General features: G+C 53.5%; 27 protein-coding genes and 1 tRNA gene. 5 read left to right on the plus strand and 23 right to left on the minus strand.

The features are described 5' to 3' along the window. Window positions 1–231 precede the first annotated feature (231 nt). From WC612_08325 to mnmA, 9 genes are all read right to left on the minus strand, one after another. Window positions 232–1,077, minus strand: coding sequence for a nucleotide sugar dehydrogenase (locus WC612_08325; GenBank protein ID MFA6280770.1), 846 nt, complete (start codon window positions 1,075–1,077; stop codon window positions 232–234). 252 nt (window positions 1,078–1,329) lie between these two features. Beyond that, window positions 1,330–1,674, minus strand: a complete 345-nt coding sequence (locus tag WC612_08330) for a capsid cement protein (GenBank protein MFA6280771.1) — start codon at window positions 1,672–1,674, stop codon at window positions 1,330–1,332. A 3-nt stretch (window positions 1,675–1,677) separates the two neighbouring features. Then, a complete protein-coding gene (locus WC612_08335) occupies window positions 1,678–1,890 on the minus strand; it encodes a hypothetical protein (protein MFA6280772.1) in 213 nt (70 codons plus the stop codon). After that, window positions 1,891–3,678, minus strand: a complete 1,788-nt coding sequence (locus WC612_08340) for a prohead protease/major capsid protein fusion protein (GenBank protein ID MFA6280773.1) — start codon at window positions 3,676–3,678, stop codon at window positions 1,891–1,893. Further along, window positions 3,671–4,135, minus strand: a complete 465-nt coding sequence (locus tag WC612_08345; protein MFA6280774.1) for a hypothetical protein — start codon at window positions 4,133–4,135, stop codon at window positions 3,671–3,673. Before WC612_08345 ends, WC612_08340 begins: the two co-directional genes overlap by 8 nt. A gap of 166 nt (window positions 4,136–4,301) precedes the next feature. Beyond that, the gene (locus WC612_08350; protein ID MFA6280775.1) at window positions 4,302–4,703 is read right to left on the minus strand and encodes an Arm DNA-binding domain-containing protein; all 402 of its coding nucleotides are present in this window, start codon (window positions 4,701–4,703) and stop codon (window positions 4,302–4,304) included. 133 nt (window positions 4,704–4,836) lie between these two features. Then, window positions 4,837–4,911 (minus strand) — tRNA-Met (locus WC612_08355). Between the two features lie 197 nt (window positions 4,912–5,108). Continuing rightward, window positions 5,109–5,675 (minus strand): hypothetical protein, encoded by a 567-nt coding sequence (locus WC612_08360; protein ID MFA6280776.1) that lies wholly within the window; start codon window positions 5,673–5,675, stop codon window positions 5,109–5,111. A 155-nt stretch (window positions 5,676–5,830) separates the two neighbouring features. Next, window positions 5,831–6,904, minus strand: coding sequence for a tRNA 2-thiouridine(34) synthase MnmA (gene mnmA, locus WC612_08365; protein MFA6280777.1), 1,074 nt, complete (start codon window positions 6,902–6,904; stop codon window positions 5,831–5,833). A 127-nt stretch (window positions 6,905–7,031) separates the two neighbouring features. Here mnmA and WC612_08370 point away from each other — a divergent pair, with 127 nt between their 5' ends. After that, on the plus strand, window positions 7,032–8,717 hold the full coding sequence (locus tag WC612_08370; GenBank protein ID MFA6280778.1) for a cache domain-containing protein: 1,686 nt from the start codon (window positions 7,032–7,034) through the stop codon (window positions 8,715–8,717). Window positions 8,718–8,783: 66 nt separating this feature from the next. On the opposite strand, the gene WC612_08375 is transcribed toward WC612_08370, so the two are convergent. The 7 genes from WC612_08375 to WC612_08405 all read right to left on the minus strand — a co-directional run bounded on the left by WC612_08375 (window position 8,784) and on the right by WC612_08405 (window position 14,228). Then, entirely contained in the window at window positions 8,784–9,224 is a 441-nt protein-coding gene (locus tag WC612_08375) for a hypothetical protein (protein ID MFA6280779.1), read from the minus strand. Window positions 9,225–9,233: 9 nt separating this feature from the next. After that, window positions 9,234–9,836, minus strand: a complete 603-nt coding sequence (locus WC612_08380) for an HAD family hydrolase (protein MFA6280780.1) — start codon at window positions 9,834–9,836, stop codon at window positions 9,234–9,236. Further along, window positions 9,836–11,170: a heme biosynthesis HemY N-terminal domain-containing protein gene (locus WC612_08385; protein ID MFA6280781.1), complete on the minus strand. Its 1,335-nt coding sequence runs from the start codon at window positions 11,168–11,170 to the stop codon at window positions 9,836–9,838. The genes WC612_08380 and WC612_08385 overlap by 1 nt, the downstream gene beginning before the upstream one ends. After that, window positions 11,167–12,069: a hypothetical protein gene (locus WC612_08390; protein MFA6280782.1), complete on the minus strand. Its 903-nt coding sequence runs from the start codon at window positions 12,067–12,069 to the stop codon at window positions 11,167–11,169. Before WC612_08390 ends, WC612_08385 begins: the two co-directional genes overlap by 4 nt. 5 nt (window positions 12,070–12,074) lie before the next feature. After that, window positions 12,075–12,806, minus strand: coding sequence for a uroporphyrinogen-III synthase (locus WC612_08395; protein MFA6280783.1), 732 nt, complete (start codon window positions 12,804–12,806; stop codon window positions 12,075–12,077). Window positions 12,807–12,814: 8 nt separating this feature from the next. Beyond that, on the minus strand, window positions 12,815–13,762 hold the full coding sequence (gene hemC, locus WC612_08400; GenBank protein ID MFA6280784.1) for a hydroxymethylbilane synthase: 948 nt from the start codon (window positions 13,760–13,762) through the stop codon (window positions 12,815–12,817). Between the two features lie 214 nt (window positions 13,763–13,976). Further along, complete coding sequence (locus tag WC612_08405; GenBank protein MFA6280785.1) at window positions 13,977–14,228, minus strand: hypothetical protein; 252 nt, start codon at window positions 14,226–14,228, stop codon at window positions 13,977–13,979. 120 nt (window positions 14,229–14,348) lie between these two features. Here WC612_08405 and WC612_08410 point away from each other — a divergent pair, with 120 nt between their 5' ends. Next, window positions 14,349–15,527 (plus strand): DUF2336 domain-containing protein, encoded by a 1,179-nt coding sequence (locus tag WC612_08410; protein ID MFA6280786.1) that lies wholly within the window; start codon window positions 14,349–14,351, stop codon window positions 15,525–15,527. Window positions 15,528–15,546: 19 nt separating this feature from the next. Here WC612_08410 and mrdA read toward each other — a convergent pair whose 3' ends face one another. The 5 genes from mrdA to WC612_08435 all read right to left on the minus strand — a co-directional run bounded on the left by mrdA (window position 15,547) and on the right by WC612_08435 (window position 19,984). After that, on the minus strand, window positions 15,547–17,370 hold the full coding sequence (gene mrdA / locus WC612_08415) for a penicillin-binding protein 2 (protein ID MFA6280787.1): 1,824 nt from the start codon (window positions 17,368–17,370) through the stop codon (window positions 15,547–15,549). A 12-nt stretch (window positions 17,371–17,382) separates the two neighbouring features. Further along, window positions 17,383–17,898 carry a hypothetical protein gene (locus tag WC612_08420; GenBank protein MFA6280788.1) on the minus strand — a complete coding sequence of 172 codons (516 nt, stop codon included), beginning with the start codon at window positions 17,896–17,898 and terminating at the stop codon, window positions 17,383–17,385. Beyond that, window positions 17,899–18,795, minus strand: a complete 897-nt coding sequence (mreC, locus tag WC612_08425; protein MFA6280789.1) for a rod shape-determining protein MreC — start codon at window positions 18,793–18,795, stop codon at window positions 17,899–17,901. Between the two features lie 87 nt (window positions 18,796–18,882). Continuing rightward, the gene (locus WC612_08430; protein ID MFA6280790.1) at window positions 18,883–19,878 is read right to left on the minus strand and encodes an SPOR domain-containing protein; all 996 of its coding nucleotides are present in this window, start codon (window positions 19,876–19,878) and stop codon (window positions 18,883–18,885) included. Further along, a complete protein-coding gene (locus WC612_08435) occupies window positions 19,856–19,984 on the minus strand; it encodes a DALR anticodon-binding domain-containing protein (GenBank protein ID MFA6280791.1) in 129 nt (42 codons plus the stop codon). The genes WC612_08430 and WC612_08435 overlap by 23 nt, the downstream gene beginning before the upstream one ends. Window positions 19,985–20,130: 146 nt before the next feature. On the opposite strand from WC612_08435, the gene WC612_08440 reads away from it, so the two are divergent. Then, on the plus strand, window positions 20,131–20,751 hold the full coding sequence (locus WC612_08440; protein ID MFA6280792.1) for a hypothetical protein: 621 nt from the start codon (window positions 20,131–20,133) through the stop codon (window positions 20,749–20,751). Here WC612_08440 and argS read toward each other — a convergent pair. Next, entirely contained in the window at window positions 20,735–22,516 is a 1,782-nt protein-coding gene (gene argS, locus WC612_08445; protein MFA6280793.1) for an arginine--tRNA ligase, read from the minus strand. The two genes, WC612_08440 and argS, sit on opposite strands and share 17 nt — an antisense overlap. Window positions 22,517–22,770: 254 nt before the next feature. On the opposite strand from argS, the gene WC612_08450 reads away from it, so the two are divergent. Together WC612_08450 and ychF are read left to right on the plus strand one after the other, a co-directional pair. Then, a complete protein-coding gene (locus tag WC612_08450) occupies window positions 22,771–23,256 on the plus strand; it encodes a hypothetical protein (protein ID MFA6280794.1) in 486 nt (161 codons plus the stop codon). A gap of 150 nt (window positions 23,257–23,406) precedes the next feature. Continuing rightward, window positions 23,407–24,513 carry a redox-regulated ATPase YchF gene (ychF, locus tag WC612_08455; GenBank protein MFA6280795.1) on the plus strand — a complete coding sequence of 369 codons (1,107 nt, stop codon included), beginning with the start codon at window positions 23,407–23,409 and terminating at the stop codon, window positions 24,511–24,513. A gap of 58 nt (window positions 24,514–24,571) precedes the next feature. Here the strand turns inward: ychF and WC612_08460 are convergent. Then, window positions 24,572–24,773, minus strand: a 202-nt coding sequence (locus WC612_08460) for a hypothetical protein (GenBank protein ID MFA6280796.1), incomplete at its 5' end; no start/stop codon positions are given.

Below are 24,773 nucleotides of genomic sequence, written 5' to 3' on the forward strand. Positions count from 1 at the left end.
GAAAAACATCCACACTTCGGACAGTTTTTGTTGTGACACCTTCAAAAACTCCCTTTTCCTCAAATCTATCATAAACTTATACGAAATCTACCCACACCTTTTTGATCATTATGCCCCCTTTAGCGTCATCCCCGCGAAAGCGGGGATCCCGTTTTCTTGTTTCTTTATAGGTTAGTTCATAGGCGGATTGGTATCACTCTACGCGCATCGAAACAAACAGCTCCCAAAAGCCTAAACGCTTCCCCGTCCGATTGAGGTATAGGCAACCCCTGTCTTAGCCATCTCTTCCGGCTTGTAGACATTGCGCAAATCGACAAGAACGGGAGCCTGCATGATCTGCTTGGCTTGTTCGAAATCAATGGAGCGAAACTCGTTCCACTCGGTCAGGATCACGGCCACGCAAGCGCCTTGCAAGGCATCATAGGTATCCTTCATCCAATTCACGTTTGGCAAAAGCTTTCCCGCTTCCTCCATCGCGACAGGGTCAAAGGCCTGCACAACCGCACCCGCCGCTTGCAACGCCGGAATAACGTCAAGCGCCACGCTATCGCGCATGTCATCGGTGTTGGGCTTAAACGATACGCCAAGCACGGCAACCTTCTTGCCCCTTACATCGCCGCCTGCCGCCGCGATGACGCGCTCCGCCATATGGGCCTTGCGCTTATTGTTAATGTCCACCACGGTTTCAATAATACGCATGGGCGCGCCAACTTGCTGCGCTGTTTTCACAAGAGCAAGCGTATCCTTAGGAAAACAGGAGCCGCCGTAACCAGGGCCTGCGTGCAAGAACTTTTTGCCGATACGTCCATCAAGGCCGATGCCACGCGCAACATCCTGCACATTCGCGCCGACCTTTTCGCACAAATCGGCGATCTCGTTAATAAAGGTAATCTTGGCCGCCAAAAACGCGTTGCCCGCGTATTTCGTCAGCTCTGACGATTCCAGCGTCGTTTCAAGAATGGGCGTTTCCAGCAAATATAGGGGACGATAAAGCGCACGCATCACCTCGCCCACCTTGGGATTGTTTGTGCCGAACACCACGCGATCGGGACGCATAAAATCGCCAAGGGCAAGCATCCCTTTTTTTACTTCGACAAGATATCCTCTGCCCTTCGGGAGAGTGATGGTCAATGATGCTTTGTTTTACAAAGAGGTCTTCTTCAAGTAATAAATAGCCCATGCTATATGGCCTTTTAAATGCAGAAAAATTGGTGCCTGAAAACGCTCAGGCCAGAAATTAACGCGCCTTAGCATATAGCAAAGAAGTATGCCCTGTTTCCACTATTAGCTGTTATGGTTAATAGTTTCATGAAAACAGGGCCTTTACACCTACGCCGCGACCGCCGTACTAACCCCATCCAGCCTTACGCGGGCGGAGGTCGTGCCGTTGGCGGCGGCAAGGGTGACAACACCGACGGGAGCCATGCCCGATGCTGGGGCGACGATTTGGTTGTTGGCGGCGTCCCATGACACGCGCGCGCAAGCGTCCAAAGCAATGTTAGCGGCCTTGGGGAGAGTGAACACGCCTTGCGTGGCAAGCTCCAAAATGCCGCCCACGCTTGTGGCCTTGGTCGCCACGCCAAACAGGTTGCCGATAAGGACTCCTTGGCCCGATAAAAGAGCCGTGGGTGCGATCACGGTGATAACGTCGCCTTTTTGAATAAAGTTTCTCATGGATTAGACTCCTTTGCTTGAGTTGATGCGCACTTGCGTGATGCGCTGGGTGGTGGTGGAGGTGATGCGCCGTTCAAGATCGGCCAACGCGGTTGCCATTTCCGCGTCGGTGGCGTAGGACACGCGCTTGCCGTCATATTCGACGGTGCGGATTCCGGCGTAACGCGCCTTTAACAGCGCGTCACGCCATGCCGTGAGTTGGGCGGTGTCTGTCACTTACGTGCCCTCATTCATGTGCCAGCCGCGCCAATCGACAAAGCCCGCGCCATAATCCAAGAGAACGCGCACTTCCACGCCGTCTACATCCCAGCCGGATTTGCTTTCGACTTGTGGGCCTTCGCCGCCCGCGAGATAGGCGAACTCAAGCCCGTCAATTTCTGCGGGATCGGCTGTGATAAACCAGCGCGTCGCGCTTGTCAGGCGCGGCTCGACAATCAGCGTGAAGGAATTGGAGAAAGGATTTACGTCGCTGGCTTTGGCTGCCGCAATCGTCGCCAGCCACTTTTCAGCGGTGGTTTCTAGCGCGGGCGGTACAAGCAGATATTTAGGCGTGACGCTGATACGTTGCCCCGAAAGCCCTTTTTGGCTGCGCATAGAAAGGCGGGCGTCCGATAAGGTTGTGTCCGCAATCACACCGCCCGCCGCCGCAAGATTGGCATGGTCGGCATGAAACAGTGTCTTTCCGTCATTGAGCTTGGGGCCGCCGCCCGCATTGGATTCAAGGAGGGATACAAGAGTCAGGGATTCCGTTTCCGCCGCCGCTTGCCCCATGCGCCGCGAGAGGTCGGAGAACGCGCCCAGATCGTCATTGACCAGCACTTGGCGCGTGACGCCGATTTTCTTGGCGAAGGTTTCAATGCGATAGGCCTCTTTCGCCTCGACCATCGAGCCGGATTTAATCTCGCCATGCTCGTTGAGCCTTTCCAGCAAGGGGGCTTCGCCCAGCATGATCTTGTTGACGGCGCGAAAATCCTTGGCCGTTGTCTGCCGCCCCAGCATACGAATGCCGGACGGGGCCGCTTGATAGGCTGCGCGAAGGGTGCGCCCTACCGTATCGCCCAGAATGATCCCGAAATCGCTTGTGGTGTGCAAGGCACGGGTGATAAGCGTCGCGGGCGAAAGACCCGTGACCGATGCGCCGCGCAAGGTCAAGATTTCTTTTGCCATGTCCGCGCACGTCGCATAGGCATAACGTCGCGCGGGTTCGGACAGTTGGTGCGTCGGATTGATGCGGGCATACAAAGCCTCGCCCATTTGCTGGGCGCGGACGGTTGGCTCGTCATGGTCTTGCACGATTTCCATGCGCGTTTGCTCGGTGCGAATGGACGGGCCGCGTTGTGCCAACGTATCAAACGCCGCCTTGCGGGTTTCGTCCGGAGTAGCGTTCGCGTCGATTTGCGTGTCGATAAAGGCTTGATCCAATCCCGCGACACGGGCGATGCTGCGGATCTCGGCATTGACGGCGGCGCGGTCAATTTTGTTGTCGGTATTGATGATGGTTTCGGGCATGTGGTTTTCCTCCTTACGAATGGTTGCGCCGGGATCGGCGGGTGTGGGAACGAGTGAGATTTCTATCGGCGTCCAGCGCGTGGCGGTCAGGGTGCGCTTACCGTTTTCTTTGCCTTCCGCCCACGCCTCGACGGTGTAGCCGACCGAGATATGGCGCAGGATGCCGGAAAGAACGTCTTGCCAAATAGGTTCGACCTCGGCGCGGGTTGAAAACTGGATGATCGCTTTTCCATCTTTGCCGTCCACGTTTGCACTGCGAACCGTCCCCAGCACGTCGCGCACCGCGCCTTGTTTGTGCGCGTCAAGGACGCTGGCCCCGATAAGGCGTGACAGATCGACGGCGGCGGGTTCGAGCGACAGCCGCTCAAAATACTCGCCGCTCATGTCGCGGCGGCGCACGGGAGATCCCGTACTCCACACAACCTCAATCGTGCGGGCGTCGGCATTGGCTGTTTGCGGCGCGAGGCTCGCGCTACGGGTCAAAAGATCAGGCATTGGTGGCGGTTCCTTCACTGGGTGGGTTGCTGGCGTTAGCAGGTGGCGTTTGAAAGCTAAGGCCGAGTTCTTTTTCCCGCGCATGATCGGCGGCAATCGCGGCGTCAACTTCCTCGGCGTCATAGCCGCGCTCGGCAATCGACTGGCTGCGGCTTTTCAGACCCGCGTTGATTTGCATGATTTCCGCGTTGGCGTCTTTTTGTGGATCGACCCAATCCCATTTGGGCGGCAACCAATCGACGTCCAGAAAACTCGCGGGGTCGCGATCAAAATCACGCGCGGGGATATGACCAGCCAACACCGCGAGGCGCACAAAACGCTCCCACACGGGGCGGCAGAATTGAAAGACGATCACGCTATGGGGCGACAGCTTACCCGTGTAGGCAAAACAGGGGATGGCGGCATAGATGGCATTATCAACGAAGACGTCTTGGGGCTTGATGTTATTTATCTCCAAGCCAAACGATACCAGCCAGACGCCACAATCTCGTCAGAAGTCATTCGCGGCTTTTCAGGGGCGTTGACTGGCAAGGGAGCGACCAAGGGCGTGTTCGTTGCAACGTGTAAGTTTTCACCCTCTGCACGAGAGTTTGCAGCAAATAACAAGCTTCAAAAAATGGTACTTATAGACGGCAACGATTTTCCGCCCATGCACCTTTTTGATTGTCGTACCATTCCCGCCCAACAAGCTCAAAAGTCGTAGCTGCGTTCAAAAGCGCATCACGTTTTTGCCCTTTCTTATGTTCGGATGGGTCAGTTCCCTCAGAAAGCATCTTTCTTGCCATGTCGCGCTTGCTTCGAGCTTCAGCAAGGGAAGTTTCTGGATACACCCCTAAGGAAATGCGCTTCTCTTTTTTGAGAAACTTGTATTTATAGCGCCAATAACGACCGCCAGAAGGGGCGACTTCAAGATAAAGGCCTCGGGAATCATTCATCCGATAGACCTTTGGGGCTGATTTGGCACTTTTACATTCTTTGTCCGTAAGCGGCATAGTGGGGCAACTCCAAAACGCAGTAACCCACATGCCCCATTAGTTGCCCCACTTAGGGGCTGGAAGCACGTGGTTTTCGACGGACAGTCTAGAACATTATTTTGGAGATTTCACTAGTAATATGAAGACGTTAGGGGACATCCTCGGACGTCTTCAAATCGTTATTTGGTAGCAGCGGAGGGATTTGAACCCCCGACCAAGGGATTATGATTCCCCTGCTCTACCGCTGAGCTACGCTGCCACGTTACTTGCGAGGGGGGAGTCATAGGGCACAGCGATAGGGAAAGTCAAGCGTTTCAAGCATAAAAAAGGCGAAAAAGGGGGTAAAAAAGGTGTCAAAAACAGGCTTAAAAAGCGCAAAAAGAGACAGTTTTAAGACAGAACCAAGCCCTCATTCATAGACAAGTTAGAGTCCTTCCCACGTTCTTGGATAGGGTCTTATTGTAGGTTGCACTCCGCCGAACGGTTTGAGCGGTTGGTAGGCGTTATCTCAGTACGAGGTAAATCATTAAATACCTCACATACCGGTTTGTTCATTTTTCCTTCTCGAACACGTTTCATAAAAGCTGAAACCTCGAAATATTTTGGCAAACTGCTTTGAACTTTCCCATCTTCGGAGCAGGTTATTTCTGTAAGGGCACAATAATATTCCGTTTTGGCACCAATAACGATACGGCATAGTCCAATCATTGGAAATTGAAAGTCAATGTGATCCCCCCCCCTGATATCAGCCTTATTTACAAAATCGGATCCAGTGCTTTCATACACCTGACCTGTCTGTAGCGCTAGATATGTGGCCAATGCCGAAGCCACAGCGGGTACAGGCCCAAACTGAAATTTCTCGAATCCTTGCCCCTGCAACAGATTGACTATTGCAACGGAATCCTCAACCTTTTTCCTGTATTCTATTTCAGATTCGCTCATCGCACCTTCATCAGGGAGTCTCCCATCACAGGTACGTATTTCGGCGTTTTCACAAATCTTCCTGTTGAGCCTCTCGACCATTTTTACCTCCTAAAAAATATGAATTCATTTACTAAATATAACCATCACGATCCACTGCCCACTTAGTGGACGAGCTGATTATACAATAAAATTGCCAAGACAAGGTAATGTTCTTAATAGTTTCACGACGGGCCTTGATGTTACGGCCTAACAGCCTACTCACTGCCAACGATCCACCCGCCCCCCAGAAGGCGCGAGCCATCATATAACGCTGCCCGTTGTCCCTTGGCAACGCCATAGGTCGGCGCATCAAGATGAAGCGTACCGCCACCGTTTTCTATCGCGTAAAAACGCGCCGCAAGAGGAGCCTGAGCAGAGCGCAGCTTTGTTGTCACGCAAAGACCCTCGGCAGGCACGTCGTCGCCCAACCAATTCACATCCTGTAAATGAACGATCCGCCGCGCTAACGCTTCGCGTGGACCAACGATCACCTTATTGTTTTTTGGCTCCAGAGAGAGAACGAACAAGGGATCATTGTGATCTCCCTCGCGATGACCAAGGCTTAGCCCTTTGCGTTGGCCAACAGTGAAGAACGCAAGACCTTGATGATGACCCAAAACGCACCCCGCCTGATCAACGATCTCGCCTGCTTGAAAAGCATCGGGACAAAAACGCTTTACAACGGCGGCATAGTCACCACCTTCCACAAAGCAAATATCCTGACTGTCCAACTTATGGGCTACAGGTAATTTATAACGCAAGGCCAGCGCCCGCGTTTCGCTTTTATCCATCGCCCCCAAAGGAACGCGCATAAAGTCGATCTGTTCTTGGGTCAATGCCGAAAGGAAGTAGCTTTGGTCCCGCACAGGGTCGCTGCCCGTATGCAACTGCGCGCCGCCGTCCGTTTCCACGCGCCGCACATAATGTCCTGTCACAAGAGCCGTTGTCCCTTGCTCCTTGGCCGCATCGATCAACGCACCAAATTTAATCAACCGATTGCAGCGCACACAAGGCGATGGTGTTTCGCCGCGGGCATAACTTTCTGCAAAAGGCCCCATCACACATAAGGCAAAGCGCTCGGTCAGATCGATGACATGGTGAGGGATGTCGAGTGCAGCAGCGACCTGCACCGCATCGTCTGTCCTGTCCCCTTTTTGCAAGCGCATGGTGAAAGCCACAACGTCCGCCCCCCCCTCCTTTAGGAGCGCGGCGGCCACGGCGCTATCCACACCGCCCGATAGAGCGACGGCAAAACGCGGGTGTATTGTCTCGTCTGGCAAATGGGTCATTAATAGGAGCCGTAACCCATCAACTAAGCCAAAACAATAGAAAAATTTAAATTAATGACTCTTGCTTTAAAGAAACGAATCAACCTAAATTAACCATACTTATCTCCCCGCCTTTAAGGAACTAGCCATGGCCAAATGTTCAGCGCGTTTCAAAATCACGACAAGAATTTACGTCCTGATCGCCACGCTCATTGTGGGTCTGTCCGCTGTTTTGCTTATTAGTTCCACCTTGATCAAAGACGAGCTTTTCCAACAACGCAACGATCAAACGCGTCGCATCGTTGAAACGGCTCATTCCCTTGTCACCCAAATCGCCGTCGAAGCGCAAAGCAAAGGAATCCCCGTTCAAGAAGCGCAGCAAAAGGCCATCGCCCTTGTCAAAGGCCTTCGTTACGACAAGTCAGAGTATTTTTGGATCAATGATATGGATGGGAAAATGATTATGCACCCCATCAAAACAGCTTTAGACGGAAAGGATGTTACGACCATTAAGGATGCTGACGGCGACAATCTTTTTGTGTCCTTCATCAACATTGTAAAGAAGGACGGCATGGGGCTGCATCAATACTATTGGCCACCCGATAATACCGCCAAGCTTAAAATATCCTATGTCAAAGGCATTCCCGAATGGAATTGGTTGATCGGCAGTGGCGTGAATGTCGAAGACATCAACGCTACCGTCACAAAGGTTCAGATTAAATTGGGGAGCGTTGTTCTGATCATCGTCTTTATCGCCTTTATCATCGCCGTATTCATTGGCAGGTCGATTACCAAGCCGCTCTTAAGCCTCAACGCCTCCATGGAAAAGTTGGCTAATGGAGATCTTGATGTTGAGATTGGACTGGAAGGTCGTTGTGATGAAATCGGCGCGATGGTTCAAACGGTTCATGTTTTTAAGGACAATGCCCAAAAAGTCGAGGCTCTTAAAACTCAATTGGATTCCGACAAGCGTCTTGTCGAGGAAAAAAACGTGGCCTTAAAAAAATTGTCCAATGACTTCGAAACCGGCATCAGCCAAATCGTTGGACAGCTTTCCCACGCTGCTGTTGAATTGCAGGGCAATTCAAAGAACCTTCTCGAAATGTCCGACCAAACGAGCCAACAAACCTCAACCGTAGCCGCCGCGACAGAGGAAGCTTCCTCTAGCATCCAGACGGTCGCCTCGGCCTCTGAGGAACTTTCGGCCTCTATTGGTGAAATTAACCGTCAAGTAGAAACATCCAGCCGCGTCGCCGCCGAAGCTGTTGAGGAAGTCAAAAAGACGGATGCTACTGTTTCGACCCTATCCGAAGCGGCGGCCCAGATTGGCGATGTCGTCAAACTGATCCAAGATATCGCGGCACAAACCAACCTGCTGGCGCTTAATGCCACCATTGAAGCGGCCCGTGCCGGTGAAGCGGGTAAAGGCTTTGCCGTTGTGGCAAGCGAAGTTAAAAATCTGGCCAACCAAACGGGGCGTGCTACAGAAGAAATCTCTAGCAAAATTGTGACGGTGCAGACTGTGGCCAGTGAATCGGTCAAGGCCATCCGGTCTATCGGTGAAATCATTGAAAAGATCGATGAGATCACAAAAACGATTGCCGAAGCCCTATGCCAACAAGATGCCGCAACCCGCGAAATCTCGAACAATGTTCAGCAAGCGTCGGCAGGGACCAGCGAGATTTCGAGCAGCATCGTCAGTGTGACGCATGCGGCGCAGGAATCCCGCAACGCGGCCAACGAGGTCTTTGACTCTTCTGTAGAATTGTCCAAGCAGTCTGATGGCTTAAAAAAGAACATTCAAGACTTCCTTGACAAGGTTCGCGCTAGCTAATTCAGCGCAAGGCTTCTGTAAGGGGGGGATTGTGGGGCTGGCCGGTTTAAAGGCGGCGGCGTGGTGCTATTCTTCCTTGCTAATCGGCTCAACCGAAAAGCGAACATAGGTCATCCCATCGCTGTTCGCACAGCTGGCCTCGACATGCAGGCGCTCGCCAGCCCGTTCATACAGGCTAGCCGTAACTTCGCGCCAGCCCATCTGCGGAAGGCTTTGCTGATAAAAATAATAAATCTTATCGATATCAACGCGCCCTTTGGCCGTCGTTTGGGCAATGCGTTCTGGGCCAAGGATAAAAAGGACATCCTTGTCCTCGACAACCTCTAACCCCTCCATTAAAGGCAAATCCTCAATAGCTTTGGCAAAGCGCGTCTGGGGCGCTTGCTGTCCCACGTTAGAGAAACGTGCTTTCTTGACCGTGTGGACAGCCGCCTGCGCAGGGAGCACAGGAAGCATGATGCCAACGGAAAGAGCCACGGTCACGGCAAAGAATGTTTTCTTTTTCATGGAAGAAGGCTACACAATCACGGCGTGGGTCACAAGCTTCATCATTGGCAGATCATGCGGCGCGTTGCCATAGGCCCAGCTTTCGTCAATAGGCCCAAAGGCCTGCATGGTGGCCGCGACGCGCTCAGCCTTTGTCTCACGCACACAATTGCCGTTTTTCATGCGCCCCGTTAAAACGCCTCCCTCACTTTCCATCTCGGTGCAAAGGATGGCGTTGTGCGGAACGTCCGCCAAAAGCGCTTTTAAATAAACATCAAGGCTGCCTGACGCGATCACGATGTAATGCCCCGCCTCAGCATGTTTTTGCAGCGCGTCCCTCGACTCCAACCAACGCGGCCAAAGGCACAAACGAGCCACGGCAGGCGCAAGGCTTTCAAGGTTGCGCCCCTTTAAAGCCTTTTCAAGCATAACCGATTTGATCAGCGTGCGCCTGTCCTTCGTCTTGCCCGTCATAAGATAAACGGTAAGCGCGGTCATAAGGGCATAGAAACAACGGAAGGGGCCAACGGCTTCCAGCAAAAAAGGCCACAAGCTATCGCCCTTGACCAAGGTTCCATCAAAATCAAAAAAGGCAATCACGCGAGGAAGCGGAGCAGAAGGGGAATCCGTCATTATAAAAACTCTAACGCTAAGGGTCTATTTTCGCTGGCCGCACGCGCTTGCCCCGCCACGCCCCATTCAAGGCGATTAAACGCCTCGCAATGCGGGCACGTTGCCTCCCACGTTTCATGGGCCGCGCCACACGCGGTGCATTGCCACCGCGCCTCAGCCGGCGCACTCACGGCCTTGGCCAACCATGCCGCGGCGGCCTTTTCATCATGGTTTTCTTTTTGCTCCAACCGCGCCAAAATCTGATAGGTCTGGGTCGTTGCCCGCCCCTGCCCCACCAGCGCCATCAAATGCCGACGCGCTTCGCCCCATAAATCAGCCTTCAGCGCCGCCTCGGCTACCGCGCGATGGCTTTCCACCGTCTCACGCGTGCTGCGCGTCAAGCGCTCCACCTGCTTAAGCGCGTCCATCGGCTTTTGCGCACCCGCCGCCCACAGCGCCAAGGGGACAAGCTGACCGTTGGGATGACGCTCCCATGCCCGTTCAAGCCCACGCAGCGCCGCGCGGGCATGACCCGCCACGATTTGCGCCTCAGCCAGAACAAGCGTCACAGGCAGCCAATCGGGCCTGAGCTTCTTGGCTTTTTCAGCCAGCTCTAACGCTTTTTTCGGCAAGGATTCCCGCAGTGCGTTCTTCGCCTCCGCCAACAGCAAGGTCGCTTGCTGCTCATCCGCTACGGCGGCGGGAAGCGCCCGTCCTTTACGCGCTTTTTCTAACGAGCCTTGCGCCGCGCGCCAATTCTCCAGCTTCGCCGCCGCCTCAAAACGAACCAGATGCAGCCACGGCACGTCCTTTTTCAGCCCTTCCAAAAGCTGCGCCTGCCGCGCGGCTTCCTCATAATCACCCGCACGAAGCGCCGCCGTGATCAGCCCGCGATACCCTAAAACAGCGGTAGCCTCATCTTTCGTCATCGCCTGAAACAGGCTGCGCGCCGTTTTGTGATCGCCCGCCAACTGCGCCGACTGTGCCAGCAAAAGCTGCGTCACCGGAAGCTCACCCAACAGCTTGCGCGCTTTGACAGCATGACGTCCCGCCGCGGTGGCTTGTCCCGCCGCCAGCGAAGCCATGCCCTTGGACAATTCGCCCTGCCCCTCTTCCATCGCGCCGATCTTGCGCTTCAACCGCCAAAAGCGCGGACCATCCACAAGGCCACGCCACAAGCGATACAGCAAAACCAGCATGTAGAGGATGGCCACCGCCATCACGGCCAAAACCGCTGCCGAGGTTTCGATTACCGTGTCATGCCACACGATCTGCGCCGTTCCGGGACGATCCGCCAGCCAAACGACAAGACCGATGACCAGAACCAGACGAAGAAGGAACCCTATTTTTTTCATGGTGCGGCCGTGGCGCGTTCAATCAGGCGCGTTGTCAAAGCGGTTAAAAGCGTGTCCACGTTGAGCCTAGACGCGGCGCGTTCTTTCCATTCAGCGACGACTTTTTGTGCTGCATCAGGCATCACGGCAACTTTTTCTAAGGCGGCGGCCAGATGGCCTTGCTCAAGGTCGCGGTCAACAGCGGCAAAGGCAAGGTCATCGCCAAGCGGATTTTTCAGGGATTTGATGGACACCACGCTTTTAAGCGTGGCGAGGAGACGATCAAGCCATGTCTGCGCCGCCTCTTGCCGAACGGCGGCTTGCGCGGACGCGGCAAGGTCACGCCACTGCGCGCGAAGCGTCACCAGCGACGGCGCACCACTCTTGGCCAAAGGCTCCAGCGCCGCCAGCGTTTCGGCCAGCTTGGCATCTTGTGAGGCCGTCTTGAGCATAAGCTGGCGCTCTACTTCAAACGGCTGATCGGCAAGCGCCGCCCTTTGCAGTTGGATATAGGCAACAACAGAAGCCACATCGACGCTCGCCGCAGCACTGTGAGCATCGGCAAGTTGAACCGTCTTATCCAGCTTCTCCTGCATCGCCGTGAGAGCTGCCGAAAGCGTTGCCAGCGTATCTTTCATTTTTTGCAAGTCATCTGGCACAGAAGAGGATGGCGCATGGTCTTGCGGTAGCGCGTCTAGGCTCGCCCGTTCGTCGGGCGATAAAACGGGAACGTCGGCGGGTGTGGGAAGGGTCAGGGTCATCTCTTGCTGACCCAGCCAAGAATCGGACAGGCCCCTTTGTATCAAAGCGCCCGCGCACAAAGCCACAATCACCAAAAGCGCCATTATAACTTTTCGCGCAAAGGATGGGTCTTGAGGTGGCGTGACTGTTTTTTCTGTTTCGGGCGTTTCCGTCATCATAAACCTCAAAGGGGAACGTGCGTTGTCAGGCAGGTCACAAGATCCGTTTCCGTTGGTTGGCTTGCCGCGAGCAAAGCCTTGAAGGGAAGTGGCTTGAGTGCCTCTAGAACCGATGGGCTTAAGCCTATCGCGGTTAGGCTGGAGCAGCAAGCCTCTAGCTTGTTTTGGCGAATTAGCCTTACAAAAACACGCGCCGTGCGGGATGAATAGAAAAGCGCCACGTCCAACTTATGATGGGATAACAGTAAGGTTAGCTCTTCCGTTAAGGTCTCCGCCGCCTCGGCTTTATAGACGGGCCAAGCCCGAACCTCTGGCCATCCGGCATGATGCACTTTCTTGTAAAAGGCTTCTTCGCGATCATCCCCGCCTATATGCAGGACGGGTGTTTTCTTTGACTCTTGCCTTATCAAACACCGCGCCAAGTCTTCGCTGTCACATGCCGCACGGCGGATATCTGTAAAACCAAAAAGATGCGCCGCTTGCGCGGTCTTTTCCCCCACACAATAACAGGGGCGCAATAAAAGATCCTCAACCTCTCCTTTGCGGGAGGCCAAGACGTCAAACACCACACGACTGGTTATGACGACGATGGGGGGCGTTTCAAAAGATGGACGCGGCGTTGATAAAGGTCTGATCGTCAAGAGCGGCTCATGAAAAACGCCATAGCCACGTTGTCTAAGCCTCTCCACCGATGGCGGGGCCAGAAGCAAAGGGCGCGTGAGGAGAACGACCCGCATAATGATTGCTACGATTCATCGCCAAAAAAGTCCGGCGGCACTTCTGCTTTGATGATTTGACCAAGACCTCGGCCTATTGCTTCAAAATCGGCCACAGCGCCCTCGCTCTCACGACGGATAACGCCTGTGCCATCGGGCCGCGCCACCATCGCCTCAAGATGCAAGCGCCCCTTGTCCTTTATAGTAGCCAAAGCGGCAATCGGTACGCGACACGATCCATCCAGCACACGCAAAACAAAACGCTCGCATAGGGCGCACGTTTCGCTTGCCTCGTGGTTTGTTCGACGCGCCCATGTGAACATTTCCTCATCGTCGGCACGCGTTTGAATGCCAAGGCAGCCTTGTGCTGCCGAAGGAAGCATGACCTTCGTCTCAAAGATAGACGCCGCGCGATTCAAAACGCCAAGGCGCGTGAGTCCCGCTACGGCCAAGACCGTGGCATCGGCCTCATCCGCTGCCAATTTGCGAAGGCGCGTATCGACGTTGCCACGCAAAGGAACGATGATCAGGTCGGGCCGCACCGCCAACAACTGTGCACGACGACGCAAACTTGACGTGCCAATCCGCGCCCCTTTGGGCAAATCTTCAAGACGCGGCGCAATGGGGGAAAGAAGCGCATCGCGGGGGTCAGCACGCTCTAAAATTGCCGCAAAAACCAGCCCATCAGGCCCCTGAATTGAAACATCCTTCATCGAGTGAACGGCACAATCAATCATCCCGCTAAAAAGAGCCTCTTCAATCTCTTTGGTAAAAAGACCCTTTGTCCCGCCAAGCTCAAAAAAACTTTGCTCCTTATCGCTTGGCTTCCAATCACCCGTGGTACGAATAGGAACAATCTCAATTTCACAATCTTGATGTACAGAATCTCGTGCACGCATCAGCTCTTCACGCACGACTTGTGCCTGAATAAGAGCCAAAGGACTTCCACGCGTGCCTAGTCGAAAAATCTTTTTCATCTCGCCCTACCCAAAAACAGGAAGTTCTTACCCCTAGAGGGTAGAATCGAACCCAAAAACGGACAAAACAACCTTAACAATTTTTTTACCATAGAATCAACGAATTAGTTTCATGAAAATCGTGTATACTCTTAAATGTGCAGTGCAGAAAGCGCGATGCACAAAAAAAAGACCCCTCGGGGTCAACAAATTTTTAAAAGGAGCCTTAATGATGTCAAACGCTGATATTCAAAAAATCTCCACGACCATCTTGAGCCTGAGCCTGTTCCTGCCCCTTTTCCCGCTCTTTTTCGCCCCCACGGCGGCGCGACTTTTGGCCCCTATCAAGCTTCTCCATTGGGGAAATAGCCCTTTGGCTAATAGGCGCAACAGCCTGCGTCAAGACTTGGGGCAAGGTATTGGTCAGCGTCTGTGGCTGCGTCACGACGTTTGATGTTGGTGGGACGGGTATCTGAGCGATCTGCATGGGGAACCCCCTTTGGGGAGACTCAAAAGATAAGTAACCTTATCACAATATTACGCCTTCGCAATGAACATTTTCTTAACCCTTCTATGGTCTAATAAAATGGAGGAATATTTTAAATAAATGACACACAATCACATCATCATACACGAGAGCGAGATGGACAGCAGTATTCATAAGGAGTTACCCGCCCTTCTTGCTATGGCACACGACCGTAGCGAGAAAGGTCGCCTCTTGCTCGCCGACAAATTGTCCGAGATTTTTTTGAGCCCGCCAGCTTCTCTGACGCATAAAGAGGAAGTTCTTGTCACAAAGTTGATTGAGGATTTGATCCAACACGAGAACGCCAGCGTTCGTCAGGCCCTTATCAATCGGTTTGCCAAAGCCCTTCAAGCGCCACGCGAAGTGGCGGCACGCATCGCGCAAGGCCCTATTGAAATCGCGCGTGATATCTTGATGGTCAACGAGAATCTGAGCGACGACGATCTGATCATGATCACGAAAACAAAGACGAGCGATCATGCCATCGCCATCGCGTCAAGAAAGGCGATCAGTGAAGCCGTCGCGGACGCTCTTGTGACAACGGGCAGCCTTCAGATTATGTCTCTGGTCGCCAAAAATCTTGGCGCTCATCTTTCCACGCGGGCCATAGAAGTGATGATCGAAGCGGCGCGACTGGGGGCTGTTTTACAAAAACCTATTCTCTCAAGGCCCGAGCTCACCGCCGATAACGCCATGCGTCTTTTTTGGTGGGTTGAAAAGGATCTGCGTCGCGCAACCCTAGAACGGTTCGGGTATGGTCCCGGCCGCCTTGACGCCGCCTTGGATCAAGCTGTCGAAGAAAAGTTGAAAGCCCACGTCTTCGAAAGCGGCGACGATGAGTCCATGCTGGCCCTCGCCGATTGGCTTGAGGAAAGAGACGCGCTCACGACCAAGCTCCTGCCCCCCATGCTGCGCATGGGCCATTACAGGTTGTTCAACATTACGCTCAGCCGTTTGAACAAGCTTGACCTATCCCTTGTCGATATTATGACAGAAAAAGCGGAAAGCCGGATGCTAGTGGCCCTTTGCCGCGCTTTGTCTATCGACAAAGGGGCGTTCATCTCGATCTTCCTGATGGCTCGAGGCGGACGGCCCGACGATCAAATCGTTCACCCACGCGAACTGAGCGTCGCGATGCAAACCTTTGATCGGCTGAAGCCCGCTATGGCCGAAGCCATGGTGCAAAGCTGGCGGATCGATCCCAGCGATGTTTACAGGATCGCCGAAGCGTCTGCGGCAGCGTCCTTAGAGCAAGCCTAAGGGCTTTTGCTAAGCGCTCCTATGCCCCTGCGGGATTGATTTTCTGGCAAGCCAAAAGAATATCCCGCGCGAGGGGGGCCGTTGTATGTGCGCCGCTGCCACCATGTTCAACAACGACCGCCACAGCATAACGGGGATTCCCTATAGGGGCATAGGCAACAAACAAGGCGTGATCACGTTCTTTCCACGGGAGCGATTCATTCGTCATAACGCCATCGGCACGTTCAGCCGTGCTGATCCGGCGCACCTGCGCCGTGCCGGTTTTGCCGACCATCTCCATGCCTTCTTCTTGTATGCGCGCGCTGTGCGCCGTACCGATGGGCAAATTGACAACCGCCGACAAGGCCTCCTTCAGCACATCGAGGTTTTTGGTGTCAAAGCCAAGCCAAGGCCTCTCTGATAGAGGGGGAGGCTCCTTTTGAACGATATGGGGCGTCACCGCATAACCACCATTAGCAATACGTGCAACCATGATGGCCAACTGCATTGGCGAGGCCAAGACGTAGCCCTGCCCAATCGACGTGATAAGGGTTTCGCCTTGTTGCCAGCTAGTGCCGCGCGTCGCCATCTTCCACGCGCGACTGGGGACAAGCCCAGAGCGCTCATGCGGAAAATCAATGTTCGTTTTCTCGCCAAGGCCAAGGCGCTTGGCCATCGCTTGAAGGCGATCAATCCCGACACGTTTGCCAAGGTCGTAGAAATAAGTATCGCACGATCCGGCCATCGCATGAACGAAATCGACGGGGCCATGCCCACCACGCTTCCAACAATGGAAACGGTGATCGCCCAAATCCATATAACCCGGGCAATAAACGGTTTCTTTGGGATTAAGGATGCCTGCCTCTAGCCCCGCCAGCGCCGTGACAATCTTAAAGGTCGAACCGGGCGCATAAACACCATCCAGCACCTTATTAAGCAACGGGAGATAAGGGTCATCGTTCAAACGATCCCAGTCCTGCTGGCCGATGCCATAGGTAAAAAGGTTTGGATCAAAACTGGGGTGCGAAACAAGCGCGTAAACAGCCCCCGTGTAGATGTCCATGACAACGGCGGAAGCGCTTTGCTCTTGCTCCAATCGCTTTTGCACGATTTGCTGAAGCCCTATATCGATTGTCAGCTTTAGATCCTGCCCCGCGACAGGCTCGTTACGCGCCAATTCGCGCTCAACGCGACCATGCGCATTCACTTCCATTTGCACATCGCCCGGCTCCCCGCGCAACGAGGCATCATAGCGACGCTCAAGACCGCTTTTGCCAATCCGAAAGCCCGGCATTGTCAAGTTCATACGCCCGTTGTCTTTATCATTTTGCGAAACGGGCCCGACATAACCGACAATATGGGATGTCATCACAGTATAGGGATAGGTTCTTACCTCACCGACCTCAATCTCTGTCCCCATAAGGCTGGGACTGTTCAGAGAAAGAGCCGAAACCTGATCCCATGTTAGATTGTCATGAACCAGCACGGCATTCAGGCCGCCAAGATTCTTAAACTCGCGTTCGATTTTCTTGCGATCAGCCTCCGTCACTTCTACCAAAAGGCCAATCTTGTCCAAAAGATCCCGAAGGTTGGAAACCTGCTCTGGCAACAAAACCAAGCGATAGTTCTTTTGATTTACGGCTAGCGGCGAGCCTGTTCGATCCAGAATCTGGCCACGCGGCGGCGGAATAAGCCTTAAGCTGATCCGGTTGTCTTCCGCCAACATCGTGAATTTTGTCTTCTGAAGAATCTGAAGATAATAAAGACGGCCTAAAAGAAGGGAAAACAAGCCGACTTGCGCCGCCCCAATAAGAACGGCGCGGCGTGTAAACAAACGAGATTTTTCTGTCTCACGACTGCTCATAAAAGGGCCTTTTTATTCCTGTGTGAGAAAAGCGCGTTGCAGATGAATAAGAAGCCAAGCAGGCAAAGGAAAAAGAAAAACCGTCAACAAGAATTGAAGAAAAACTGGCTGAACCGATAGCCCCTGCCCTTCAAAGAGCGACAAAACAAACCACTGCACCAAAGACGCCATCAAGGCCACCAACGCAAATCCCGTCCAGACAATAGGAAACGTCTGCCCGACAAAAAGACGTCGTTGACTAAAAACCAATTGATAAAGGCCAAGAAAAAGAATGGCCGACAAGCCTATCGGCAACATCTGCAACACGTCGTTCAAGAGCCCAAGCCAAAAGACAAAAAACGGACGCAACAAATCCGGTCTGTAAATCGCCCAATAATAGACGGCCACAAGGCCAAGCATCGGCGCAATGCCACTCAGGTAAGGAACGGGCAGAACAAGAACGCTTGCCCCGATAAAAACCACCGTTATACCAAACGGCAAGGCATGCCGGACAAGTTGTCCACTTTTTTGAAGGAAGGAAGAGCTCATTTAATGCGCAAAGGAGGCGGCCTGAACCTTGGCCGCAATGGGATTAAACGCCCCACCCATTAAATTAAAGTCGATCAGACGCACTTGATTGATGCGGCCAATAGACGCCAACGGCGTCACCTCAAACTCGCCCCGTTCAAAACGAGAGACAATGCCAACGGGCACATTCGGCGGAAAAATGCCGCCGTGTCCCGATGTCATCACACGCGCCCCGATTTTCACATCCGCTTCTTGCGACAAATAGCGAAGGCGGGGATTCCCTGTGTTATCACCCGCCAAAATGGCATGATCGCCCGTTCCCATCAAAACCACAGGAAGGCGCGAGTTCATGTCCGTGACCAAAAGAATACGGGACGTCCACTCCCCCGCCTCAATCACGCGTCCAACCAAAGCATCGCCCGTCATCGCAGCCATGCCTTCGTGAACGCCATCCTGCTTGCCCGCCGTCACAATCAACGAACGCACAAACGCGCCACCCGTGTCGGCAATGACCCGCGCCGTCACGAAAGCCAAGGAAGGCTCTGCCTTATAATGGAGCAACCCACGCAATTCCTTGTTCTCACCCTCCAGCGCCAGCGCGGCGTTTTGCCAACGCACAAGGCCCGCGTTTTCGGTACGAAGGCGGGCATTTTCATCAAGAAGGCTGCGATAGGATTGAAGGCGGGCTGTAACCGTTTCCACCATGGCCAAAGGCCGTGCGACCACGTCGAGTACAGGCGCAATGTTGTCGATAATCTGAGAGCGCGCATTTTGCATAACGGCAGGACGCGCATGACCAAAAACCAAAAGACCCAAGGAAAGGCTTAAAAAAAGCGCATAAGAGAATCGGTGAACGACGACTCGCCATGATAGCGCAGCCGTATAAACCCACCCTGATTGACGCTTTGGAGCCAACATCCCTTTATTTTCCGAGACTTACGTTTGATTTACTTTGTATTCGGCCAGTTTAAAGGAATTAGAAAAAAAGACAAATGGAATTTTTGCCTATCTCACGACCAAACAGCTGGCTTTTTGCTTAGCAAGATCGGCACAAATGGCTTTCGCTTTTGCCTCCCCCACGGAGCCGCTGATAAGGCGGTAATAGACGCCTTTTGCGCCCAAATCAGCCCGTACAACGCGCAGGGAAGTACCTCCCAGAATGCCCGCATATTTGGACTGGTATCTTTTAAGCTCACGCTCTGCCGTCGCCTCATCAGGATAGGAAGCCAACTGAACCGAGGCGCCTTTTCCTGCCACAGGGGCTGTCGTTGGTGTGGGCGTCGTTACAGCCTCTTTCTTAGGCGCCGCCGAAGAGGGAACCTCCCCCGTCGTAAATAGCGCCGCAGGGAGCCGCGCCGCAGGAGCCTCATTCTTTACAACGGCGTCTTGATTGTTTTTAACCTTTACAGTTGGTTGAACATCTTTTTTGACAGGTTCCTTAAGGGCAACAGGCTTGGTCTCTTCTTTTTTAGGCTCTTCCTTCTTGGGCTCTTCCGGCGCAGCCGCAACAGCAGAAGGCACAGGCTCAGCCGCTTCGGTTACCGCAGGCGGCAGCGCTTCCTGAACAGAAGGGGTAGCTGCTGGGGCAACTTCAGCCTTTTCGGCCACAGGGGGTGGCGTAGCAGGGGCAGGCGCAGCCTGTGGCGTTTCTGGCGGCGGCAAAAGCTGCTCTGCCCCGCCTGTTGGAGAAGGGACCCCGTTCTTTTGATCAAGCTGCTGGAAGACGGCAACATCCTGATGCGGAATGTCGATCCCACCGGGTTGATCGGGACGCTCTTTAATGGGCCTTTCGGCTTGAATGGTCGGGATTTCCTGTGGGGTCTCACCAGAGGAGCCCCCCATCGTGTTGATCAAAATGCCCGCAATCACGGCCACAATGAGCAAGCCCACGATGATCAAAAGACGACGCGGCGTCAGAAGCGGCGAAGAGGTACTGCGGCGACCATAGTCCGAGCGCACAGGACGCTGCGCGAACAATTCATGCGGTGATTGTCTCGTCATTCTTCATCTCCTCTAAAGCCTCACACCCCATCACGGCAAGGCCGCTGGCTAAAACCGTTTGCACCGCTTTGACAAGCGCCATCTTTTTTGAAGCACTTTCGTTAATTTATTGAGAATCAACGTATGATTTTAGCCAGTATGATACATTTCCTGTAGTATGAAAGTATTTCTTTAATCAAAGATATGCTATAATACTATTTTCCATAAGACCAAAACATGGTTTTACAAAAAGAAATTAGTAAGGGGATTCCCATGAAACAGCACCATAAACTTTTTAAAGCTTTTTTAGCAGCCTCCCTTTTAGTAACCGGAGCCGCAGCACACAATACTGCCAGTGCCGAGGAAGGAAAAAGCTTTCAAAATTCCTATGCTGGGCGACTTAACACACCTGAAATCGCAACAATGATAAAACTGGGCGACGAACGAGGCGATCCCATTTTGGTTGTGATAAGAAAAATCACAAAGATCCCCGAACAGTCCTATGACCAACCCGACATTGAGTACACAGCTGCGATCGTTAAGGACAACAAAATTATAGAACAGTATAACAACGTTGGGGTGGATCGTGTGCGCAGCAGTTTTGATTCGCTACCCTTACCCGATGGAACAGTCAAGAAAGTACCAGCCTATGGCAGCTATGAAATTCCCAATTTTAATTTCTTCGGCACAACGTGCGCGGCTTCTTCGTTTAATACCAATCTTGAAGATCAGCCTTTTCTGAATCTTTACGGCTGCGACGGCAAGGGGTTGGTCAAGGATAAAAACGGACAATTTGGCGTTAAGGTCATCTATGATACTTCAGCCGATAAGCCCCCGACCCGCCCCACAGGAGAAGCCAAAAAAGTTTGGGAACTCGTTATAAAGAATCACTAACGGTCTCGTCATTCTTCATCTCCTCTAAAGCCTCACACCCCATCACGGCAAGGCCGCTGGCTAAAACCGTTTGCACCGCTTTGACAAGCGCCATTTTGGTGCGCGTCAGATTGGGTTGATCCGTCATGATAAAACGCAGGGCGGCGTTGTCGTTGCCCTTATTCCAAAAGCCATGGAACGCCGCCGCCATTTCCAGAAGGAAAAAGGCGATGCGATGCGGCTCTTGCGCGATCGCCGCCGCCTCAACCGCACGCGGCCACCCCGCCAAGGCGCGGATCAGCGCGATTTCCTCTGGCGCGGCAACGGCGCTTATATCCAGTTTGGCAAGCGCCTGCGCCGAAAGATCCATCCCCTCCATCATCGTCGCCGCATTGCGTAGAACCGAACAACACCGCGCATGCGCATACTGCACATAAAACACGGGGTTATCGCGCGTCGTTTCCACGACTTTGGCAAAGTCAAACTCCAACTCAGAATCCGGCGCACGGGTCAGCATGAAAAAACGCACCGCGCCGACGCCGACTTGCTCCACCATCTCGCGCAGCGTAATCAGATTGCCCGAACGCTTGGACAGTTTGACGGGCACACCATTCTTATAGATTTTGACGATGTTGTTAAAAATAACCTCTAACCGCGCCGTACCGCCAGAAAAAGCGGCCACGCAAGGCCGCAACCTCTCCAGATAGCCGCCGTGGTCCGTTCCCAGAATGTTGATCATGTACTGAAAGCCGCGCTGCACTTTGTCATAGTGATAGGCCATGTCAGGCATCACATACGCCCACGTTCCATCGCGCTTTTTAAGGGGACGATCCACATCATCGCCAAACTGGCTAGAGCGGAACAGCGTGAGGGGCACAGGCTCCCAATCCGCCATTTCCTTGCCGCGCGGTGGCGGCAACGTGCCAACATAGATCAGGCCTTTTTCATCCAAAATCTTATAGACCTTGTCCAGCGTTCCATTCTCAACGATCACGCGCTCATTCGTAAACACGTCGTGCTTGATACCAATCAGCGCCAAATCTTCCTTGATCACCTCAATCATATAATCGCAAGCAAAGCGCCTTACGGGCGTAAGCCATTCCTCTTCGGGCTTGCCCAGCCATTTATCGCCATCGCGCTTGACGAGCGCCGCCGCGACTTCTTTCAAATACTCACCCGGATAAAAGCCTTCGGGGATCGCGCCGATGTCCTCGCCCAAAGCCTCGCGATAGCGCAAATGCGTCGTCTTGGCGAGAACGTCAATCTGTGTCCCCGCGTCGTTCATGTAGTATTCACGCGTCACGTCATAGCCCGCCTTGGCGAGAAGACGGCACAGCGTATCGCCCAGCACCGCGCCGCGCACATGCCCTGCATGCATGGGGCCCGTGGGGTTGGCAGAAACAAACTCGACATTCACCTTTTGCTTTTGGCCCAGATCGCTGTCGCCATAGGCAAGGCCAGCAGTCAGAATCTCTTTGACCTCGCCCTGCCACGCCTCTGGCTTCAAACGCAGATTGATAAACCCAGGCCCTGCAATAGCCGTGCTGGCCACCATCGGCAACGCTTCCAGCTTGGCCTTGATCATCTCGGCAATGACGCGAGGCGGCTTACCCGCCAGCTTGGTCAGGGTCATGGCCACGTTTGTCGCCATATCGCCATGAGCGGGATCGCGCGGCGGCTCCACCACAAAGGCGGGCACAGGCGCGGAAAGCGTCAAAGCACCCTCTTTGATCAACTGGCTGACAATTTCACCAACAGACGCTTGAACAGTTTTAAAAAGTGGCACGGAAAAGACTCCCCTCAATGGACAAAATTAAACAACGATAGTCATGCTTTCGCGATATCGTCGGAGGGCAAGATGGGATGACATGGGAAACAATTCCGTTAAACTGTTGGCGTTAAAGAACCTTACCCCACCTTGTTGGCCTTATTCAAGGTGTTATGCGGCTCCCTCCCCCCTTGTTATTTCCATTTTGTTTTTCCTCGGGCTGGTATAGGCTCCCTTACTGACTTAACCATGTTCAATCAACGGAGAAAACGATGCGAGCGCTTTTACTTGCCGCCATGGCCGCCTTTCTGATGATCCCCCCCGCTTTCGCCCAAACAAGCGAAGACCTTTTGACGCAACCAGAGCAAGCTGTTGTCGCCCCCGCTGCGGCGGAGCAAGCCGTCACCCCCGCCGCGCCCACGGCCAAAGCGGCCAAAGTCGCCCATAAAAAAGAGGTAAAGGCGACGAAAAAGGCGGCGCATAAAGCCCATAAAAAGCATCAAAAGGCCATGAAAAAGGCCTCAAAAAAGACCCCTAAAATGGCCGCTAAAAAATGCGCTAAGGCTGCCTCGGCAAGACATGACTATGTCTATAGCCCCAAGACGGCCAGAAGAGCCCCTACTCACAATAATCGCTATGTTCCAGCCGAGCAGGAAGAAACAACAACTGAGGTTGAACAGGGCAATTCCGTCACAACCTCTGGCAGCGGCGCACCCCTCTATTCAACCAACGGCTCGCTCGTCACGTTTGGCAAGTAAGCCTGACCTTTTGCACGACATCAAAGCGTCATGTCCCTTTTCACGGGCATGGCGCTTTTTTTGATCTTCCTTAATAAGGTTAAAACTAGACCCGCCCCCCGTCATCCTCTATAACCCCCTTTTTTAGGCTCTTAAGGACGGATCACAACCATGGGTTTCAATTGCGGTATTGTCGGGCTGCCGAATGTCGGCAAGTCAACGCTTTTTAACGCGCTTACTGCCACGGCGGCGGCGCAGGCGGCCAACTATCCCTTTTGCACGATTGAGCCAAACGTCGGTCGCGTCGGCGTACCGGATCCGCGACTGGACAAGCTGGCCTCTATCGCAGGATCGGCCAAAATCATCCCCACACAGCTGGAGTTCGTGGACATCGCGGGCCTTGTGCGCGGCGCGGCCAAAGGCGAAGGCCTTGGCAACAAGTTCCTTGCCCACATCCGCGAGGTGGACGCGATCATTCATGTGCTGCGTTGCTTTGAAGATGGTGATGTCACGCACGTCGAAAACTCTATCGATCCCATCCGCGACGCCGAAACGGTTGAGACGGAACTCATGCTTGCGGATATGGAGAGCCTTGAAAACCGCGTCTATAAAGCGCAAAAACTCGCCAAAAGCGGCGATCAGGATTCCAAAGATCAGCTGGCGGTTATGGAGCCCGCGCTTAAGCTTTTGCAAGACGGCAAGCCCGCGCGTGAGCTGTTCAAGACGCTGCCGCCCGATCAGGCCGTGATCCTCAAGCGCCTGCAACTGGTCACCGCTAAGCCCGTTTTGTACATTGCTAATGTCGCGGAATCCGATGCGGCCACAGGCAACGCACTATCCGAAAAAGTCGCCACCAAGGCCAAGGCCGAAGGCACGCAAAGCGTCGTGATCGCGGCGGCCATCGAAGCCGAGGTTTCGGTTCTTGCCAGCGATGACGACAAGAAGGAGTTTTTGGATGCGCTGGGTCTTGAAGAAGCGGGACTGAACAAGATCATCCGCGCAGGCTATAAAAGCCTAAACCTCCTCACCTTCTTTACCGTCGGACCTAAGGAAGCACGGGCGTGGACAGTGCGCAAAGGCTCCACCGCCCCCAACGCCGCAGGCGTGATCCACACGGATTTTGAGCGCGGCTTTATCAAGGCCGAGACCATCGATTTCGAAAGCTTTGTGACCTGCGGCGGCGAGTCCGGCGCACGCGAAGCGGGCAAACTGCGCCAAGAAGGCAAGGAATATATCGTCCAAGACGGCGACATCTTCCACTTCAGATTTAACGTCTAAACCAACGTTGTTATTTCAGGGGATTTCAGGAAGGATCAAAACAGATAAATTCTCTTAATTAATAACATGTTGAAGCATCATCACGACTCATTCGCTCTCTTGCCATCTCATAGATAACCGGGTACGCTGCCGGGTATGATTTGAAATTACCGGCATAATGATCAAAAGGTGTGGGTAGATTCACGATTTTGAGAGCAAAAAGCTGATCATTTTTCTCCGCCGATCCTTCTTCAATCCTCGATGTATTTTGACCTTGTTTT

Source organism: Bdellovibrionales bacterium, assembly GCA_041662785.1.
Taxonomy (GTDB): Bacteria; Pseudomonadota; Alphaproteobacteria; order UBA9219; family UBA9219; genus UBA8914.